The sequence below is a fragment of the Bradyrhizobium sp. CB82 genome (genome assembly GCF_029714405.1).
GTDB lineage: Bacteria > Pseudomonadota > Alphaproteobacteria > Rhizobiales > Xanthobacteraceae > Bradyrhizobium.
Genome location: NZ_CP121650.1, coordinates 1 through 19,673, shown reverse-complemented (window position 1 = coordinate 19,673; position 19,673 = coordinate 1). Strand labels below are relative to the sequence as shown.

Here is a 19,673-nt window from a genome sequence, read left to right as displayed (position 1 = left end):
CGAGAGCTGCCTCCCGCTCCTGCGTTTGCGTCTTTACTGACAGCGATACATCCGGCCGTCGTCCATCTTGGTCAGCGTACCGGGCGCGCAGATTATGCCATTTCGCTTGCGCCACTCCTCCGGCGAGTACGCGTAAGAGCCGTAGGGACCGGCGCCCCATCCAGGTGAGGTCGCGGCGACCGCGGCGGCCGTGCCAGCCGCTGCGGCGCCGGCCCCGACTGCGGCGGCACCGTATGCGCCTCGCCGCGCCTGGCGACGCGCCACGCCAGCAACGCTCACGGGAGTCAGCGGGCGACCGACCCGCGCCTGTGCACTGTCGACCGACATCGAGACGCCGTGCTCCTCGGACCAGGCGAAGGAGAACAACGCTGCGCACGCGAAGGTCGAGACTGCCAATGCAATTCTTGTCGCACGTGTACGTGTCATGTTTCTTCTCCATTGCTGTCTTCCAAATGCGCTTTCTCTGCCCAGGGGCCGTTGCGCGGTCTTCGTCGCGCCGGTCTGGAGCGGCGTGCAATCGAAGCCGTTTGCGCTACGCGCAAGCGGCGGCTGTAGCGGTTGCGATAGGAGAAGCTTCATCGGAGGCACGCCGTAGGGTGCTCTGAGAGCCAATGGCACGCAGGATCATATTCGAAATCGGCGCCAGGAGCTATTGTCCCGACGCATCGCAATGGGTCACGCCAGCTGCCTCATTGCAGGGCTTGGTGGCGCAATCTCATGAGACGGGAAGTCAAACTCAAATAGCGAGCTTCGAACCCGTCACGCGCCGATACGCTTCCAGATACCTCTTGCTCGTCGCCTCGACCACGCTCGCCGGGAGCGGCGGGGGCGGGGCGTCGCCATTCCAGCGACCGGCGCGGCGTTCGACATCGAGATAGTCGCGGAGCGGCTGCTTGTCGAAGCTCGCCTGCGGCTGACCCGGCTTGTAGGCACTGGCCGCCCAGAAGCGCGAGGAGTCCGGCGTCATCACCTCGTCGATCAGGATGATGCGGCCGTCCTTGTCGCGGCCGAACTCGAACTTGGTGTCCGCGATGATGATGCCCTGCTCACGCGCCAGCTCCTCGCCGAGCGTGTAGATCGCGCGCGTCATGCTCTCCAGCGTATAGGCGACCTCGTCGCCGACGATCTCGCGCATCCGCGCGATCGTGATGTTCTCGTCATGGCCGGTCTCCGCCTTGGTCGCCGGGCTGAAGATCGCAGGATCGAGTTTTTCGCTCTCGACGAGGCCTGCCGGCAGCTTTTCGCCGGCCAGCGTGCCGCTTGCGGCGTATTCCTTCCAGGCGGAGCCGGAGATATAGCCGCGGATCACGCATTCGATCGGGAACACCGTGGTGCGCTTGCACAGCATGGCGCGGCCGAGGATGTCGGCGCGGTGCGTTTTCAGCGCCGGCACGGCGGTGATGATCTCGTCGGTGCTGGCGCTGATGACGTGATGCGGGACCACACCTTCGAGCTCTCTGAACCAGAAGGCGCTGATCTGGGTCAGCACCGCGCCCTTCATCGGAATGGTCTCGTCCATCACGACGTCGAAGGCGCTGATGCGGTCGGTGGTGACGAGCAGCAGGCGGTCGTCATCGACGGCGTAGATATCGCGTACCTTGCCACGCCCGATCTTGGGGAGCGGCAGGTCGCTGGTCAGCATGGCGTTCATCGGCGGGCCTTCAGGCAGGAGATCTCAGGGCCGTGCGGCAGCGCGGCCTAAGATCGGGATAGCCTATTCCGGCAGCGGAATGAACTCGTGTTCCTGCGGAACCGCGGCAAAGCGGCCGGTTTTCCAGTCCTGCTTGGCCTGCTCGATCCGCTCCTTGCTGGAGGACACGAAATTCCACCAGATGTGGCGCGGGCCCTCCAGCGCATCGCCGCCGAGAAACATCATCCGCGTCGGCCTCACGGCGTTCACGGTGATGCGGTCGCCGGGCCGGAAAATCAGCAGCCGCGGTCCCTCATACCGTTCATTGGCGATCTCGACCTCGCCATCGACGACATAGATCGCGCGCTCCTCGTGATCGGGGTCGAGCGGCAGGCTCGCGCCTTCCGCGGCCGTCACCTCGGTATAGAACCAGGGCGAGGCCATCGACACGGGCGAGGTGATGCCGAACGCGGAGCCGGCGATCACGCGCGCGGTGAAATCGCGCTCCGAGATCATCGGCAGATCGCCCGCGGCGTAGTGCTGGAACGATGGGGCGATCTCTTCCGATGCCGCCGGCAGCGCGATCCAGCTTTGCAGGCCCAGCATCTTCTGACCCGAGGCGCGCTGCGTATCCGGCGTGCGTTCGGAATGCGCGATGCCGCGGCCCGCCGTCATCAGGTTCATCGCGCCGGGCTGGATTTCCTGGATGTTGCCCTCGCTGTCGCGATGCATGATCGCGCCGTCGAACAGATAGGTGACGGTGGCAAGGCCGATATGCGGATGCGGCCGCACGTCCATGCCCTTGCCGGAGACGAACTGCACCGGGCCGAAATGATCGAAGAAGATGAAGGGCCCGACCATCTGCCGCTTGCCATGCGGCAGCGCGCGGCGGACTTCAAATCCATCGCCGAGATCGCGGGTGCGCGGCACGATGACGAGATCGAGCGCATCGCAGGTTTTGGGATCGCCGAGCACGGGATCATTGTCGGGCATCCAGCTCATGACGGGCTCCTTCTTGAGTTTCTTGAGCCCGATCGTAGCAGGATTTCGCGGGATCGTCGCGACAAAGCCCGATCATTGCACACGCGTGAAGGGGCATCGCTAACCCTGTCGATCAGGTGGTCCTTGAAAAAACCGGGCTGACGGACGATGTTCGGCTGATTTCATTCAGGTGTGACCGCACCATCCGATGACACTTGCCGCAACCGAATTTGCCTTTCGCGCTGCCAGCGTGGCGTTGCTGCTGGTGCTGGCGGCGTCGCTGGTCTCGGATTTCCGCAATGTGCCGGCGGGGTGGCTCGGCGCGGCCTTCGCGCTGGGCTCAGCCGCGCATGTCGTGAGCTATTCGGTCGGTACGTCGGCGTTGGTTCCCACATGGCACGCGCCGCTGATTGCGCTTTCGACCGGCAATATCGTGGTGTTCTGGCTGTTCACGCGGGCGCTGTTCGACGACGAGTTTCGGCTGCGCTGGTGGCACGGGTTGGTGTGGGCGCTGGTGACGGCTTTCAGCCTTATCGGATGCCTCTGGATCGCGCCGGGCGGTCACGTGCGGTTCTCGGTCACCATAGTCAATCTGATCGTGCTCGGCTTCATCGCGCTCGCGGTGGGGCAGACGGTCACCTCATGGTCGGCCGACCTGGTTGAGCACCGCCGCCGCGTGCGCGTCTTCATTGTCTGCGCGGCCGCACTCTATGGCGGGCTGAATGCGCTGCTCCAGATTCTTGTCGTCGGCAGCGACATCGGCGCTATCGCCGACACGATCAATGCCGGCGTGCTCGCTTGCGTTGTCGCGGCGATCGCCTACACGATGATGCGCGTCGACGGCGCCGATTTGTTTTCAAGGGTGACCACGACGGCTTCAACGGTCATTCTGAATCAGCCAGCCGCCACCGAGGAGGCTGCCGACCAAAAACTGATCGAGGCCCTGATGCGGCTGATGGCGGACGAGCGCATCTATCGCCAGGAGAACATCACCATCGGCGTGCTGGCGACCCGGCTGAAGATCCCCGAATACCGGTTGCGGCGGCTGATCAACCAGCGGCTCGGCTACCGCAATTTCAATGTCTTCCTCAACGAGCACCGGATCGAGGAGGCCAAGGCGGCGCTGGCCGATCCGGCCCAGGCCGAGGTGCCCGTGATCACCATCGCGATGGACGCCGGCTTCCAGTCTCTCGGCCCCTTCAACCGCGCCTTCAAGGCGGTGACGGGCGTGACGCCGACCGAGTACCGGCGGCTCAGGGTCAATGCGGCCTGATCTATAATCCGTTGTAATAATTACAAAATTTCAGAATCGACGAGGCCGCTTCCGACTTCGGCGAGATAGATTTCCAAATCCGGCGAGCGGCGCGCGGTCCGAATTGGCTTTCTCTCCGGCGCCACCCCAAGCCGGAGAAGCCCTTTGACCCGTCGCCGCATGATCATCCTCCTCACCTCCACCTTTGCCTTTATCGGCCTCGCCCTGGGCGCAGCCCGCGCCCGCGATGTGCCGAAGGTCGCGACCGGCTTCATCGCCGAGGTGCTCTGTTCGGAGACGTTTGTCTCGGGGCTCGATCCCCGGCGAACCTTCACGGAAACGACGGACGCGATGCCGGGCTCCAGCCTGATCACCTGGGCGATGGACTACCAGGTCAATCGCACGCGGAAGGATGTCACGGTGACGCTGTTCGGCCTCGGCCGCAGCCACGCGGTCTATCGCGAAGGTCTCGGCTGCACGCTCGAGCACGGCGAGGGAATTGCCGATGTCGCGGTGCCCGCCGATGACAGGCAGCCAGCGTTGCTGCCCGAGATCGCCGGGCCTTCGACCGTGGCCCCGCAAAGTGCGCAACTCGCCGCCGCGCTGGATCGCGCCTTTGCCGAGCCCGAACAGCCGCCATACCGGCGCACCCGCGCGGTGATCGTCATGAAGGAGGGCCGCATCATCGCCGAGCACTATGCCGACGGTGTCGGACCGCAGACGCCGTTGCTAGGCTTCTCCATGACCAAGTCGGTGATCTCGGCGCTGGTCGGCGTGCTGGTGCGCCAGGGCAAGTTGACGCTCGATGCTCCTGCGCCTGTTGCCGCCTGGCAGGATCCGGACGACCCGCGCCACGCCATCACGGTCGACCAGCTCCTGCGCCACACGGCAGGGCTCGCGCTCGCCAGCTCGTTGCAGGCCTCGCTCGGCTCCGCCTTCGAGCCGGTCAATCGCATGAAATTCGCCGAGCACGACATGGCCGCCTATGCGGAGCGCACGCCGCTGGAGACTGCGCCGGGTGCCGTGTGGAATTATCATGACGGCAACAGCATCATTCTCGCTCATATCATTCGCAACGCGGTCGGTGGAAATCCGTCCGACGTGCTGCGCCTTGCGCACCGCGAGCTGTTCGCGCCTCTGGGCATGCGCCACGTCACGCTGCAGCTCGACGGCGCCGGCACGGTGGAAGGCTCGAGCGAGATGCTGGCCTCCGCGCGCGACTGGGCGCGCTTCGGTCAGCTCTATCTCAATGACGGCATGGCCGGCGGCAGACGCATCCTGCCCGAGGGCTGGGTCGGCTATTCGGCATCGGCCACGCCAAATGCCTGGGTCGGCATCGGCGCCGGCTTCTGGACCAATCAGGGCGACAGCTTTGGCGCCAACTTCCGTATCGACCACGGCTGGCCGCGCGATGCCTTCTTCGCCAAGGGAACGATCGGGCAATATGCGATCGTGATCCCGTCCGAGCGACTCGTGATCGTGCGCCTCGGCCGCTCGCCGAACTGGCCGCCGGAGGTGGATGGGGTGTTCGATCTCGTCCGCGACGTGGTCGCGGCGACGCATGACAAGAGCAAGATGGCAGGGGCGAACTAGTGCGGGTGCCGCCGGTTCAACTCGCCCCGCTTGCTGGGAAGGGTCGGAATTCAAGCGCAGCTTGAATTCCGGGTGAGGGGTACAGGTCTCTCGTCAATCTCATCCGTGGAGAGGGCCCTCACCCCACCCCTCTCCGCGTAGGAACGGGGATCGGGAGAGCAACGTCACTGCCTCCCCAATTCCGTCGCCTTCGCCACGCGATCGAATCGCTCAAGCGACAGGATCGCGTCCGCAAATTGCTCCGCGCGTGCATTCAGCACGGGGCGGGCCAGCGTCAGGAACTTCTGCTGCATCGCCTGCGCGTCCGGGAACGAGTTCGGCTCGCCGGAGGGATCGGCGTAGAGCCGTTCGTGCACGCCGTCGTCGGTGGTGATGCTCACGCGCGCGCCGAAGGGATGGATGCGGCCTTCCAGGCGCGAATCCTGCACGACGTCGAATTTGTCGGCGAGCGCATCGATCGCGGCATCGCCGAGCCGGCCATAGTCGTCCCAGCCAAAGCTGCCCTGGTCGAGCGCGAGCGCGCCGGTGAAGAACATCGAGAACTGGCCGCCGACGATCGAACGCGGATGGCGCTTGGTCGCGGCATCGCCGGTCAGCGTGATGCCGTTGCGGTGCAGGCCGATCTCGACACGCCTGACCTGCTCGGGCGTCAGGTTGTGATCGCGCCGCATCGCGATCAGCGCGTCGATCGCGGCGTGGGTATAGCGGCAGCTCGGATAGGGTTTGACGCCGATCTTCATGGTCTCGTAGCTCTTGCCGAGCTCGGCTGTGGCTTTGTCGGGATGCGCGTCGTCGGTGTAGCCGACCAGAAGGCCGTGCTTGCCCTCGACCGATTCCGTCGAGCCCACGAAATCGTTGCGTGCCAGCGTCGCGGCGATCACGCCGTTCATCGCGGCGGCGCCGACCTGGTAGCGCTTGTTCCAGGCGCCGTTGAGCAAAAATTGCAGTGAGCCGGCGGCCTGGCTGCCGGAGACGCCGAAGGCCGAGATGATCTGCGTCTCATCGAGGCCGAACAGCTTTGCGGCGGCGGCCGCCGCGCCATAGGTTCCGGCGGTCGCGGTCGGGTGGAAGCCGCGGGCATAATGCGAGGTCGGGTCGAGCGCGTTGCCGAGCCGGCAGCAGACCTCATAGCCCGCGACGATCGCGGTGAGCACGTCGCGCCCGGAGGCGCCGACCATCTCGCCGACCGCGAATGCGGCCGGCACCACTGGCGCGCTCGGATGCAGCGAGGAATCCGCATGCGTGTCGTCGAAATCGAGGGAGTGGCCGAGGGCGCCGTTGAGGAGCGCGGCGACCGCCGGCGTCCAGGTTTTGCTGTCGCCGAACACGGTGGAGTCGCCCTTGGTGTCGAGCGCCAGCGCCTCCAGCATTTTCAGCAGCGACGGCGTCGATTCCGCCTCGCGGCGCGCGCGGATCGCGCTGCCGAGGAAATCGAGCGTCAACACTTTTGTGCGCTCAAGCACCTCCGCCGGTATATCCTCATACTTCAGATTGGCGACGTAGGCGGCGAGCGTTGCGGTTTCGTGGGCCATCGTGTTTCCTCGTTTTGGTCGGCAGGGTAGGCGGGCGGATATCCCCTTTCAAGCCGCCCTGGGGCTGCGGGTATCAGCTATGCTTTGGGCCGGTTACGGGAATCGGGATATTCGACGATGGCACTCGCACGGCAGCTGTATGACCAGGTCCGGTCGCGAAGGACGCAATTGGGGCTGGCGATCCGGGTCACGGTGGCGGCAACCGCGGCCTATGTGATCGCGACCGCGCTGCACCTGCTGCTGCCGCTCTGGGCGGTCCTGACTTCGCTGATCGTGACTCAGATGAGTGTCGGACGCTCGCTGAAGGCGACGCGCGACTACATGCTGGGCACGATCGGCGGCGCCATCTATGGTGGCGCCATTGCAATCCTGATCCCGTACTCCAGCGAAGCCGGGCTGCTCGGGCTTCTGGTCCTGTCGGTCGCCCCGCTCGCCCTCATCGCCGCGATCAATCCGAGCCTCAGCGCGGCGACAGTGACGGCCGTAATCGTGCTTTTGGTTCCGACCATGCATCATTCCGATCCCATGACTTCGGCCATCGATCGCGTCAGCGAGGTCGCGGTCGGCGCGATCACGGGGCTGCTCGTCTCCTTCCTGGTGCTGCCGTCGCGCGCGATCCGGCAGATTCGTGCCGGCGCCGCGCGTCTGCTCGAGCTGATCGCCGACGCCTTCACCGAACTGCTGGCCGGCCTGACGCGCGGCCGCGACAACGATGCGCTGCATCGGATCCAGGACGGCATCGGCACGGCGATGGTAGGACTGAGTGCCACCGGCTCCGAGGCCGAGCGCGAGCGCGCGGCGCGGCTGTCGAGCGGGCCCGACACCGGTCCCCTGCTGCGAACCGTCCTGCGGCTGCGCCATGATGTCGTGATGATCGGCCGCGCCACCGTGGTGCCGCTGCCGGCCGACGTGCAGATCAGGCTCGCCGCGCCGCTCTCGGAGGTCGGCACGGTGATCGCGCAGTTCCTGCGCTCCGCAGCCGCGGCGCTAAGGGCCGGCGCCGGCGCGCCGCCGATCCATCCCGTGCACCTCGCGCTTCAAAACTATGCCGATGCGGTCGCCGCCGTCCGTCGTGACGGCCTGATCCGCGGCCAGCCCGGCGATACCGCCGAGCGTTTTTTCGCGCTCGGCTTCTCGCTGGAGCAGATGCACCAGAATCTCTGCGACCTCGATCGCGTCGTCGGCGAGTGGTCGGAGGCGACCGCGAACAAGCCGGCGCGGGTCGCGGAGTGAGCCATGGCGGACATTAGGTATCAGAAATGATAGCCCGACGCTCGGTCCAAGCATCAGTAAACCGGTTGATCGCTTAAACCCTTCAAGCCGAAGGATCAGGATACGCCCTAGACTAACGCCGCCTCAAGCCCTTGCTTTGCATGCGCCAGACCAACAGATCGATACGGTCCTGGCCGAAGAACGGCTCCTTCTCGAACACGAAGGTCGGCACGCCCCAATGGCCGGAGGCCGCGTGATCCTTTTCGTTCGCGGCGATGACCTGCTCGTAGCGGTCGGGGTCGGCGCTGACAGCGGCATCCATCGCGGCGAGATCGAAGCCGGCTTTTTCGGCGGCGCGCGCCAGATGGTCGCCTTCGTTCCAGCGCGCGACCGAGCCGTCCCACAGCACGCCCGCGATCGCGTAAGTAAACTCGAGCGCGCGGCCTTCGAGTTGCGCCAGGGCGCCAAGCCGGGTGAGGCGGTGGATGTAGGGTTGCTCCGCAGCGACCTCCAGTGTGGTCTTGTCCTGCACGATCGGATCGGGACGGGGAAAGCGGAACGGAATGTTCTCGCGCTGTGCGACCCGGCTGGAATCGAGCATGGCATAAGGGATGAACTGCCGGTTGGTTCTCTTGAAGAAGCCGGGCACGCGCACGGCCAGCGGGTAGACCGGCCGCAGGTTCACCGCGAGATCATACTCCTCGACGAGTTTCAGCGTTCTCGGCAGTGCCAGATAGCTGTAGGGGCTGCGGAAGGAAAAGAACAGGTCGACTGAGAGGGTCATCGGACTGCCTCCGCGATCCGTCGCATCATACCGCGCACGACCAGCTTGTGGAACGGCATGATCAGCGCGAGATAAAGGCGGCCCAGCAGATTGTGGGTTCGTACGAGCGTGGTCGAGGTCACCTTCTGACGCGACCAGTCGCAGCGACGCCGATGAAGCGCGACGGGAACGGCGATGCGCGGCGGGCGTTGAGCGTTACCTTGCGGAGAAAGCGTTGGGCCGCCGGCCACATCGACCACGATGCCGCCGATCGCGACGCGATGGGCATCGACGAACTGCGCGCCGGCTAGCAGTGCGTCTGCATCGACCTCGGGGGTGACTTCGCGGACGGGCGTCATACCCCCAATCTGCGCGTCAGCCGCTGGAAGCGCAAGATCAGAAGGGTGGCGTAGACGAAGGTCCCGAGCGACAGCCCGATCCAGACGCCGACCGCGCCGAGATGGAAGTTGAAGGCGAGCAGCCAGGCCGTCGGGAAGCCGACGCACCAATAGCCGATGAAGGCGAACACCAGCGTCATTCTGGTGTCGTTGAGGCCACGTAGCGCCCCGCCCATGATGGTCTGGAGACCGTCGGCGATGAAGAAGGTCGAACCGACCAGCAAGAGAGTCGCGGTCAGCTCGATGGTCTCCGAGCTCGTCTCGCCACCGCCGAAGAACAGCCGCGCCAGCGCATATCGTCCGATCATGATGGCCAGCGTTAGCGCCGCGACGAGCGCAATTCCGAGCAGCGTTGCGACGAGGCCCGCGCGCTTCACCGCGGTCGGCTCGTTGCGGCCGAAGGCGTGTCCGACCCGCACCGTCGCCGCCATGCCGATGCCGAGCGGGATCATGAACAGGACGGCGGTGACCTGGAGCGCGACCTGGTGGGCGGCAAGCGCCGTGGTGCTGATCAGCCCCATCAGAAGCGCGGCCGAGGAGAACATGCCGTATTCCATCAACAGCGCAAACGAGATCGGCGCGCCGATCATGAGCAGCTCGCGCATCAAGGGCCCGTCGATCCGCCAGAGACGGACCAGCGGATGATAGTCCGAAAATGGCTTGCGGAACGCGGCAATGGCCAGCGCGGCGAAGAACGTGCCGAAGTTGACCAGCGTGGTCGCGAACCCCGCGCCGAGCAGGCCGAGCTGCGGCAGGCCGAACAGGCCGTGGATGAGCAGATAGACCAGCACCGCATTGGCGGGGATCGCGGCAAAGGTGATCCACAGCGGCGGTTGCGGCCGGTTCACCGCGCCCATGAACCCGCGCAGCGCAATGAAGCCGAGCGCCGGTGCGATGCCCCAGGCGAGCCCGAACAGATAGCGTTGCGCGAGTGCGGCCGAATGCGGTGTCTGTCCGAGCGCCAGCAGGATCTCTTCCCCATAGAGCGGCGAGGCCATCATCGGCAGCGAGATCAACAGCGCCACCCACAGCCCGACGCGAAGGGAGCGCCGGATGCGCCTGACGTCGCCTGCGCCAAAGGCCTGCGCCGCCAGCGGCGCCACCGCGGCGACCAGGCCAAGGCCGAAGGTGAAGCTGATGAAGTAGACGGTGTGCGCCAGCGCCGCGGCGGCCACCGCGTCCTCGCCGAGCCGGCCGATCAGCGCGAGATCGGTCGTCATCATCGCGATCTGCCCGAGCTGGGTCAGCATCATCGGCACGGCCAGCCGCAGCGTCTCGCCGAATTCATCGGCGAGGTGGTTGGGCGCGGCGAGCTGCTGCGACGGGCGACGGACGGCTTCGAGCATCTTCGAAGCGTAGCATCTCGGCACGTCCAAAACATGGCCGCCGTTTTCGTGTCCCGAACGCGCTGCAGCGTGCAAACGCTGCGGCGCGGAGCCGGGACCCAGAAATCGTGAACATGCGTCCGGGGCCCGAGATCATTTTCAGACGGACAGCGGGCGGGAGAACCGTCGCCTCAGCTCTTCCGTTCCGGCATGCGCTTGATCTTGGCGCCGAGCGCGTTCAGCCGCTCATCGATGCGCTCATAGCCGCGCTCGATCTGGTCGGCATTGTTGATCGTCGAGGTACCCTCGGCGCAGACGGCGGCGAGCAGCATGGCCATGCCGGCGCGGATGTCGGGCGAGATCATCGAGGCGCCGCGCAGGCGGCTCGGCCCGGCGATGATGGCGCGATGAGGATCGCACAGCACGATGCGCGCGCCCATTGCGATCAGCTTGTCGACGAAGAACATCCGGGATTCGAACATCTTCTCGAACATCAGGATCACGCCTTCGCATTGCGTGGCGGTGACGATGGCGATCGACATCAGATCGGCCGGGAAAGCCGGCCAGGGCTGATCCTCCAGTTTCGGCACGTGGCCGCCGAAGTCGTCCTGGATCTTCAGCGTCTGGTTGGACGGCACGATCAGATCGTCGCCTTCGACGCGGCAGACGATGCCGAGCCGCTCGAAGCCCATGCGGATCGAGCGCAAATGCTCGACACCGGCGCGGACGATGCGCAAAGGCGAGCGCGTCACGGCGGCAAGCCCGATCAATGACCCGACCTCGATATGGTCGGGCTGGATCGCATAGGTCGCCGAGCCCAGCGTCGCCTGGCCATGCACGATCATGGTGTTGGTGCCGATGCCCTCGATCTTCGCGCCGAGCGCGACCAGGAAATTGGCGAGGTCCTGCACATGCGGTTCGGAGGCGGCATTGCGCAAATGGGTGACGCCGTCGGCAGCCACCGCCGCAACCAGTGCGTTCTCGGTCGCGGTGACGCTCGGCTCGTCCAGGAACACGTCGGCGCCGGTCAGTTTTGGCGCGCGGAATTCCAGCCGGTCGGTCGCAGTGACCCTGGCGCCGAGCTGCTCAAGCGCCAGCACATGCGTGTCGAGCCTGCGCCGGCCGATGACGTCGCCGCCGGGCGGCGGCAGCATCACCTCGCCGCAACGGGCGAGCAGGGGACCTGCGAGCAGGATCGAGGCGCGGATGCGGACGCAGAGCTCGGGATCGAGATCGGCGGCGCGGATGCTCTTGGCGTGAATGAGAAGCGTGTTGCGCTCGCGCCATTCGGCCGACGCGCCGACCGAGCGGATCAGCTCGACCAGTGTTTCGGTGTCGCGGATGCGCGGCACGTTCTGGAGCGTCACCGGGTGTTCGGTGAGCAGGGCCGCCGCGATGATCGGCAGCGCCGAGTTCTTGTTGCCGGACGGCTCGATCGAGCCCGAGAGCCGGTGACCGCCCTCGACGATATATTGGATGGGCGCCACTGCCTTGCTCCCGTTGTCTAGATGTCGATGGTCGCGCTGAGGGAGTGCTCCTGGATGAAGTCGCGCCGTGGCTCGACCACGTCGCCCATCAGCTTGGTGAAGATGTCGTCGGCCTCGTCGACCTCCTTGACCTTCACCTGGAGCAGCGAGCGCACCTCGGTGTCCAGCGTGGTTTCCCAGAGCTGCTCCGGGTTCATCTCGCCCAGCCCTTTGTAGCGCTGCAGCGTGATGCCCTTGCGTCCCGAGTCGGTCACCGCCTCGAACAGGTCGCTTGGGCCGTGGACCACGTGCTCGGCGTCCTTGCGCCGAAGCTTGCCGGAGCGGGCATAGACGTCCTGGAGCTTCGGCGTGTATTCGTCGAGCTTGCGAGCCTCGGCCGAAGCCAGGAAGGCGTCGTCGATGACGGCGGCTTCCTTGACGCCGCGCACCGTGCGCTCGAACTGAAAGCCCTGACCTTCCACGTAGTGGCCGGCCCAGCCGCGTTCGACCTCCTCGGCCTGACTGTCCAGGCGACCGGCAATGTATTGCGCGGCCGCCGCAGCCTTCTCGGGATCGCCATAGATTGCCTTGTTCAGCACGCCGGTGATCGCGGCCTGCTCGACGACCTTGCGGTTGTAGCGGCTGTGCATGTTGCGCAGGATGCTGCGGACGACGCGGGCGTCGTCGACCAGCGAGCGCAGGTCGCGGCCGGTGCGATCGCCGCCGGTTCCGGGGATGAACACGCAATCATCCAGCCCGGCGTCGATCAGATAGTCCTCCAGCGCGCGCTCGTCTTTCAGGTACTGCTCGGACTTGCCGCGCGTGACCTTATAGAGCGGGGGCTGAGCAATATAGAGATAGCCGCCGTCGATGATGTCGCGCATCTGCCGGTAGAAGAAGGTGAGCAGCAGCGTGCGAATATGGGCGCCGTCGACGTCGGCGTCCGTCATCACGATGATCTTGTGATAGCGCAGCTTCTCGACCGAGAAGTCATCACTGATGCCGGTGCCGAGCGCCGTGATCAGAGTGCCGATCTGCTCCGATGACAGCATCTTGTCGGGGCGGACGCGTTCGACATTGAGGATCTTGCCGCGCAGCGGCAGCACGGCCTGGAACTCGCGGTTGCGGCCCTGCTTGGCGCTGCCGCCTGCCGAGTCGCCCTCGACGATGAACAGCTCTGACTTCGCCGGGTCCTTTTCCTGGCAGTCGGCGAGCTTGCCGGGAAGCGAAGAGACCGAAAGCGGGCTCTTGCGCGTCAGCTCGCGCGCCTTTCGTGCGGCTTCGCGCGCAGCGGCCGCCTGGATCACTTTTCCGACGATGACCTTGGCTTCGGACGGATGCTCCTCAAACCACGCCGCAAGCGCCTCGTTGAGCACGTTCTCGACCACGGGCCGCACTTCCGAGGACACCAGCTTGTCCTTGGTCTGCGATGAAAACTTCGGATCGGGCACCTTCACCGAGAGCACGGCCGTAAGGCCTTCACGGCAATCGTCGCCGGTGAGCGCGATCTTTTCCTTCTTCGCATTGGCCTCGGCATAGCCGTTGACCTGGCGCGTCAGCGCGCCGCGGAAACCGGCGAGATGGGTGCCGCCGTCGCGCTGCGGGATGTTGTTGGTGAAGCAGAGCACGTTCTCGTGGTAGCTGTCGTTCCACCACAGCGCCGCCTCGATGCCGATGGCATTGGCTTCCGAGCGCACCATGATGGGCGCCGGCACGATCGCCTTCTTGTTGCGATCGAGATATTTGACGAACTCTTCGACGCCGCCGGAATAGTGCATCTCCTCGCGCTTCTCGACCGCATGGCGCATGTCGGAGAGAATGATGTTGACGCCGGAGTTGAGGAAGGCGAGCTCGCGCAGGCGGTGCTCGAGCGTTGCGAAATCATATTCGACGTTCTTGAAGGTTTCGGTCGAGGCGAGGAACGTCACCTCGGTGCCGCGCTTGCCCGGCGCGTCGCCGACCACCTTCAGCGGTGCGACGGCATCGCCATGGGCGAACTCGATGTAGTGCTCCTTGTTGTCGCGCCAGATGCGAAGCCCGAGCTTGCTCGACAGCGCGTTGACGACGGAGACGCCGACGCCGTGCAGGCCGCCGGAGACCTTGTAGGAGTTCTGGTCGAACTTTCCGCCGGCATGGAGCTGGGTCATGATGACCTCGGCCGCCGAGATGCCTTCACCCTTGTGGATGTCGACGGGAATGCCGCGGCCGTCGTCGCGCACGGTGACGGAATTGTCGGGGTTGAGCACGACCTCGACGCGCGTGGCATGGCCCGCGAGCGCTTCGTCGATCGCGTTGTCGACGACCTCGTAGACCATGTGATGCAGGCCTGACCCGTCGTCGGTGTCGCCGATATACATGCCCGGCCGCTTGCGGACGGCATCGAGACCCTTGAGCACGCGGATCGATTCCGCGCCGTATTCGCTCGCGTTGGAGGGCTCGTTTTCGGCACGCGGCTGCCGAGCAGGTTCTGTCATGAGAGGCCTTCGAGGATGTCGCCCGAATCAGCGGCGCAAAAGGCGCTGATTTGGGAGCTATTTGTGCCATGAAAGGAGGATTGCGCCTAGCGCAAAGTATCCCCCCGCAACCCTTTGAGGAAATAGGGATTTTTAGCCGGCTTTCAAGGCTCGCGAAGGCTGATTCTGGGCGCTGCAAAAAGCCCGATTCGACGCCTCAATTTGCTTCCCCGAAGGGCGTGGATTGTATTGGTATTTGCCGGGCGCCAGGCCGCGGCCTCGGGGTTCTTCTGCACGAGATTGGCTGAGGTCTCGCCGATGTTGCGGCCGAGCTTCAGCATGGCCGGACCCTGCGGCAAGGCGAACGGAAGCCGGACATGGTCGGCGGCGATCCTCGCGCCATCCGGTTTCTCCTGCCAGCCGAGCTTGGGCATTTCCCTCTTCCGTCCAGCCGTCGCGTCCCTCTTCCGCCCAGCCGTGCGCGGTGAACTCACGATCGGTTGCCCTACCGGCGCGCCGTGACCCGCCCGTTCTCGACATCGAAAACCTGGCCGGAAGGGCCGATCCCGGCAAACGCAGCTGGATCCGCGCCGGTCAGCCAGACCTGCGCGCCGAGCTTTGCGAGCTCGTCGAACAACGCGGTGCGGCGGTTCGGATCGAGATGCGCAACCACTTCGTCGAGCAGCAGCAGCGGCACGATGCCAGTCATCTCGGCGACCAGCGTCGCATGCGCCAGCACGAGCCCGATCAGCAGTGCCTTCTGCTCGCCGGTCGAGGCATCACGCGCCGGCATTCCCTTTGGCGCATAGACCACCTGGAGATCGGTCAGATGCGGTCCGTCGGTGGTGCGCCCGGCGATCGCATCGCGCGGACGGTTGTCGCGCAGGATCTGGCGATAGCGGTCCTCGACGGGGGTCGCGGGCTCGCTGAGCAGCGCGTTTTCCATCCAGCCGTCGAGCGCGATTCTAGCCGACGGGAAGGCGGAGGATTGCGCGCGGGCATTGAGCATCTCGGTGAGCTTTGCCGCGGTCTGGCCGCGCGTCGCTGCGACCGCGACCGCAAGCTCCGCGGTCTCACGCTCGATCGCGTCGCACCAATGGTCGTCATAATTGCGCACTTCGAGCAGCCGGTTGCGCGAGCGCAAGGACCGTTCAAGTGCGGAGATGCGGCTGGAGTGCTCACTGTCGATTGCGAGCACCAGGCGGTCGAAGAAGCGCCGCCGCTCGGAGGCTGCACCCATGAACAGCCCGTCCATCGCCGGCGTCAGCCACACCATGCGGATGTGGTCGCCGAAGGCGCTCGCCGAATTGACCGGCTCGCGGTCGATGCGGCAGCGCCGGCTCACCGCGCCGTCGGCGCGCGGCGCATCGATGCCGGTGCCGAGCGTGGCAAGGCCGAGCGCGCCCTCGACCTGCGCGGAGACCGCCCAGGAGCCGTCGCCCTGATTGTCGGCGACGTCTTCCAGCGTGGCCCGCCGCAAGCCGCGGCCTGGCGACAGAAACGAGATCGCCTCGATGCAATTGGTCTTGCCCGCCCCGTTGGGTCCGACCAGCGCCACCATGTCAGCCGCCGTCTCAAGCCCCGCCGCCCGGTAATTGCGAAACTGCGTCAGCGTCAGGCGATGAATGCGGGAAGGGGTCATGCGAGGTTCTCTTACCCTCCCCCTTGTGGGGAGGGTGGCGCCTCACGAAGTGAGACGACGGGTGAGGGGTATCTTACCGCTCGGCAAGCTTTGCAAGGATATCCTCAAATACCGAGGCGGGCTGCTGTAACACGTCATTGTTCCAGTAACGCGCCATCGAGAAACCCTTCGCGGAAAGTGCGGCATCCCGAACTGCGTCACGCCGCGATTCTGCGCGCTGACTTCCGTCAATCTCGATCACAAGACGTTCTCGAAGCAGACGAAGTCGAGGATGTAGTTCTCGAACGGGACCTGCCGGCGAAATTTGTAGGCCGATAGCCGGCGATCCCTCAGCAAGCGCCACATAGCCGCCTCCGCATCCGTTGGCTTGTGCCGCATGTTTTTCGCGAACTGGCGAAGATGCTTGGCTGTCGGCCGATGGTGCGGATCTTGCGGCATCGGTGTTCATTCTGAACGCCGTTGGGGCGCGGTGCTTTCCCTCTCCCCGAGGGGTTGTCTCCGCATGGAATGTGCCGCAAGAGGACCCCTCACCCGAGTGAGGGCTTGGTCAATAGCGGAGCTGCCCTCTCCCGCAAGGGGAGAGGGCACAGCAACGGGCATCGCGTCAGGTATCAGAAGCAGTGTATGCGACGGAGGGAGCACGCCCCTCACACCCGCATCGGCATCAGCACGTACAGCGCGCTCTTGTCGTCGCGGTCCTGGACGAGGGTCGGTGAACCCGGATCGGCAAGCTTGAGGGTTGCGACCTCGCCTTCGATCTGGGCGGCGATGTCGAGCAGATAGCGGGAGTTGAAGCCGATATCGAGCGCGTCGGAGGCGTATTCGACCTCGAGCTCTTCGGTCGCGCTGCCGGAATCCGGATTGGTCACCGACAGCACCAGCTTGCCGGCGGAGAGCGACAGTTTCACTGCGCGGCCGCGTTCGCTGGAGATGGTCGAGACGCGGTCCACCGCGGCCTCGAAGTCCTTCTTGTCGACGACCAGCTCCTTGTCGTTGTTCTGCGGGATGACGCGGCCGTAATCGGGGAAGGTGCCGTCGATCAGTTTCGAGGTCAGCACCACATTGCCGATGGTGAAGCGGATCTTGGCCTGCGACAGCTCGATCGTGACTTCGGCCTCGCTGTCCTCGATCAGGCGCTGCACCTCGCCGACGGTCTTGCGCGGCACGATCACGCCGGGCATGCCGGCAGCGCCCTTGGGTTGGACGAGATCGAGCTGGGCGAGGCGGTGGCCGTCGGTGGCGACGCCGCGCAAGGTCGCGGCTTTGGCCGAGCCTGCGGCATGCAGATAGATGCCGTTGAGATAGTAGCGCGTCTCCTCGGTCGAGATCGCGAATTGGGTGCGGTCGATCAGCCGCTTCACGTCCTTGGCGGCAAGATTGAAGGAATGCGACATGTCGCCGGCCGCAAGATCGGGAAAATCGTTCTCCGGCAGCGTCTGGAGCGTGAAGCGCGAGCGGCCGGCGCGAATAGCCAGCACCGAGCGGTCGCCGTCGCCTTCCAGCACGATCTGCGAGCCGTCGGGCAGCTTGCGCACGATGTCGTAGAACATGTGCGCCGGCACGGTCGTGGAACCGGCAGTCGCGGTTTCCGCGGCGAGCGTCTCCGTGACCTCGAGGTCGAGGTCGGTCGCCTTCAGCGACAATTTGGCGCCCTCTGCGCGCACCAGCACGTTGCCGAGGATCGGGATCGTGTTGCGGCGCTCGACCACGCGGTGGACGTGGCCCAGCGATTTCAGGAGTTGCGCGCGTTCGACCGTAACCTTCATTGCACTACCCGCCCGATCCCCAGGATGGAAAAGCCGGGCGGCCGAAAACGGCGCCGCGGCACGGAAGAAACCCGACAAAGCCGGATCATCCAGCCGATATGATCAAAGCCGTCAGGGTCGCGCAAGGTGGCGCGTAAAGCCATCCGATTCAAGGGATTGGGGTGCTGTTCCCCACGATTTACATCTCGCCCCGGCGGCCAAGCCGGGACGATCAATGGCAGGCCGGAACGGCCTTAGGGGTTTATTCCTGAAGCTGGCGCTTCAAGGATTCGACCTCTTCGGACAGCGCCGCATCCTTGCTGACCAGTGCCTCGATTTTGCGCACGGCATGCAGCACCGTGGTGTGATCGCGTCCGCCGAAGCGGCGGCCGATCTCAGGCAGCGAGCGCAGGGTCAGCGTCTTGGCGAGGTACATCGCGACCTGCCGCGGCCGGACCACGTTGGCGGTACGGCGCGAGGACAAGAGGTCGGACCGGCTGACATTATACTGCCGCGCCACCACGCGCTGGATGTCCTCGATCTTGATGCGCTTGGGCTCCTGCGGCCGGATCAGGTCGCGCACCTCGCGCTCGGCCATTTCCAGCGTCACCGGCTGGTTGTTCAGCTTCGAGTGAGCAAGCAGCCGGTTGATCGAGCCCTCGAGATCCCTGCCGTTATGGGTGATGGTGCGCGCCAGATAGTTCAGCACCTCCTCGGGTACATCGAAGCTTGCATGATGGGCGCGGGCGGCTGCGACGCGCGACTTGAGAATGCCAAGCCGCAAATCCTCCCCAAGCGATCCCATCTCGACCACGAGCCCGCCGGCGAGCCGCGAGCGGACGCGATCATCCAAGCTCTCGAGGTCGGACGGCGGGCGGTCGGCCGCTATCACGACCTGGCGTCCGGCATCGATCAGCGCATTCAGCGTGTGGCAGAACTCGGCCTGCGTCGACTTGCCCTGGAGGAACTGGAGGTCGTCGATGACCAGCACGTCGATGCCGCGCAGCGCTTCCTTGAAGGCGAGCGCCGTCTGCGTCTTCAGCGCGGCGACGAAGCCGTACATGAATTTTTCCGCGGTGAGATAGAGCACCTTGCGCTCGCTGCCGGAATTGCCGGCCCAGGTCACCGCCTGCAGCAGGTGCGTCTTGCCGAGGCCAACACCGGCATGGATGTAGAGCGGATTGAACATCACGGGATCGCCGCGACGTCCTTCGGCGACCTGGCGTGCCGCCGCATGCGCCAGCGTATTGGCGCGGCCGACCACGAAGCTGGCAAAGGTCAGGCGCGGATCGAGCGGCGAGCCGCCGAGCGCGTCATGGCTGGCGGAGACCGGCGCCGTCGCGGTCGCGCGCAGCTCGGCCGACGGGCGGCCGTCCATGCGCTTGGCCTCGATTGGCGCCGGCGTTTCCTTGAGCGCAATGGTCGGGCGCACAGCGGTGCGCACGGTGAGGTCGATACGATGCACTTCCGGCATCTCGGCCTGCCAACAGGAGAGCACGCGCTCGGCATAGTGGGCCTGAATCCAGCTCTTCAGGAAGCGGGTGGGAACCGAAAGCCGCACGCTCTCATCCTGCACTCCTTCGAGATCCATCCGTGCGAACCAGCTCGTGTAGACGTCCTCGCCAACGCTCGTGCGTAGCCGACCCTTCACGCGTGACCAGCGATCCTGTTCCGATGTCAT

General features: G+C 65.4%; 15 protein-coding genes and 2 pseudogenes. 3 read left to right on the top strand and 14 right to left on the bottom strand.

The features are described from left to right. Nucleotides 1-189: 189 nt before the first annotated feature. From QA640_RS00085 to QA640_RS00075, 3 genes and pseudogenes are all read right to left on the bottom strand, one after another. Nucleotides 190-426: pseudogene (locus tag QA640_RS00085) on the bottom strand (hypothetical protein); the annotation flags it as partial. A gap of 310 nt (nucleotides 427-736) precedes the next feature. Further along, nucleotides 737-1,651 (bottom strand): phosphoribosylaminoimidazolesuccinocarboxamide synthase, encoded by a 915-nt coding sequence (locus QA640_RS00080; RefSeq protein WP_283038783.1) that lies wholly within the window; start codon nucleotides 1,649-1,651, stop codon nucleotides 737-739. Between the two features lie 63 nt (nucleotides 1,652-1,714). Then, entirely contained in the window at nucleotides 1,715-2,632 is a 918-nt protein-coding gene (locus QA640_RS00075; protein ID WP_283038782.1) for a pirin family protein, read from the bottom strand. A 187-nt stretch (nucleotides 2,633-2,819) separates the two neighbouring features. On the opposite strand from QA640_RS00075, the gene QA640_RS00070 reads away from it, so the two are divergent. Together QA640_RS00070 and QA640_RS00065 are read left to right on the top strand one after the other, a co-directional pair. After that, the gene (locus tag QA640_RS00070) at nucleotides 2,820-3,884 is read left to right on the top strand and encodes a helix-turn-helix domain-containing protein (protein WP_283038781.1); all 1,065 of its coding nucleotides are present in this window, start codon (nucleotides 2,820-2,822) and stop codon (nucleotides 3,882-3,884) included. A 144-nt stretch (nucleotides 3,885-4,028) separates the two neighbouring features. Beyond that, nucleotides 4,029-5,456, top strand: coding sequence for a serine hydrolase (locus QA640_RS00065; RefSeq protein ID WP_283038780.1), 1,428 nt, complete (start codon nucleotides 4,029-4,031; stop codon nucleotides 5,454-5,456). Nucleotides 5,457-5,620: 164 nt separating this feature from the next. On the opposite strand, the gene QA640_RS00060 is transcribed toward QA640_RS00065, so the two are convergent. Continuing rightward, complete coding sequence (locus QA640_RS00060) at nucleotides 5,621-6,988, bottom strand: MmgE/PrpD family protein (RefSeq protein WP_283038779.1); 1,368 nt, start codon at nucleotides 6,986-6,988, stop codon at nucleotides 5,621-5,623. Between the two features lie 117 nt (nucleotides 6,989-7,105). Here QA640_RS00060 and QA640_RS00055 point away from each other — a divergent pair, with 117 nt between their 5' ends. Continuing rightward, nucleotides 7,106-8,221 carry an FUSC family protein gene (locus QA640_RS00055; protein ID WP_283038778.1) on the top strand — a complete coding sequence of 372 codons (1,116 nt, stop codon included), beginning with the start codon at nucleotides 7,106-7,108 and terminating at the stop codon, nucleotides 8,219-8,221. Between the two features lie 112 nt (nucleotides 8,222-8,333). On the opposite strand, the gene QA640_RS00050 is transcribed toward QA640_RS00055, so the two are convergent. From QA640_RS00050 to dnaA, 10 genes and pseudogenes are all read right to left on the bottom strand, one after another. Next, nucleotides 8,334-8,984 carry a DsbA family protein gene (locus QA640_RS00050; protein WP_283038777.1) on the bottom strand — a complete coding sequence of 217 codons (651 nt, stop codon included), beginning with the start codon at nucleotides 8,982-8,984 and terminating at the stop codon, nucleotides 8,334-8,336. Then, nucleotides 8,981-9,322: a DUF2867 domain-containing protein gene (locus tag QA640_RS00045; protein WP_283038776.1), complete on the bottom strand. Its 342-nt coding sequence runs from the start codon at nucleotides 9,320-9,322 to the stop codon at nucleotides 8,981-8,983. Before QA640_RS00045 ends, QA640_RS00050 begins: the two co-directional genes overlap by 4 nt. Continuing rightward, complete coding sequence (locus QA640_RS00040) at nucleotides 9,319-10,707, bottom strand: MATE family efflux transporter (RefSeq protein ID WP_283038775.1); 1,389 nt, start codon at nucleotides 10,705-10,707, stop codon at nucleotides 9,319-9,321. The genes QA640_RS00045 and QA640_RS00040 overlap by 4 nt, the downstream gene beginning before the upstream one ends. 170 nt (nucleotides 10,708-10,877) lie before the next feature. Beyond that, on the bottom strand, nucleotides 10,878-12,173 hold the full coding sequence (gene murA / locus QA640_RS00035; RefSeq protein ID WP_283038774.1) for a UDP-N-acetylglucosamine 1-carboxyvinyltransferase: 1,296 nt from the start codon (nucleotides 12,171-12,173) through the stop codon (nucleotides 10,878-10,880). 17 nt (nucleotides 12,174-12,190) lie between these two features. Further along, nucleotides 12,191-14,626: a DNA topoisomerase (ATP-hydrolyzing) subunit B gene (gyrB, locus tag QA640_RS00030; protein ID WP_283038773.1), complete on the bottom strand. Its 2,436-nt coding sequence runs from the start codon at nucleotides 14,624-14,626 to the stop codon at nucleotides 12,191-12,193. 143 nt (nucleotides 14,627-14,769) lie between these two features. Beyond that, a complete protein-coding gene (locus QA640_RS00025) occupies nucleotides 14,770-15,039 on the bottom strand; it encodes a hypothetical protein (protein WP_283038772.1) in 270 nt (89 codons plus the stop codon). Nucleotides 15,040-15,110: 71 nt separating this feature from the next. Continuing rightward, entirely contained in the window at nucleotides 15,111-16,247 is a 1,137-nt protein-coding gene (gene recF / locus QA640_RS00020) for a DNA replication/repair protein RecF (RefSeq protein WP_283038771.1), read from the bottom strand. Nucleotides 16,248-16,320: 73 nt separating this feature from the next. Then, a pseudogene (locus tag QA640_RS00015) lies at nucleotides 16,321-16,685 on the bottom strand (DUF559 domain-containing protein). A 209-nt stretch (nucleotides 16,686-16,894) separates the two neighbouring features. Continuing rightward, entirely contained in the window at nucleotides 16,895-18,013 is a 1,119-nt protein-coding gene (gene dnaN / locus QA640_RS00010; protein ID WP_027527810.1) for a DNA polymerase III subunit beta, read from the bottom strand. A gap of 241 nt (nucleotides 18,014-18,254) precedes the next feature. Next, nucleotides 18,255-19,673, bottom strand: a complete 1,419-nt coding sequence (gene dnaA / locus QA640_RS00005) for a chromosomal replication initiator protein DnaA (protein ID WP_283038770.1) — start codon at nucleotides 19,671-19,673, stop codon at nucleotides 18,255-18,257.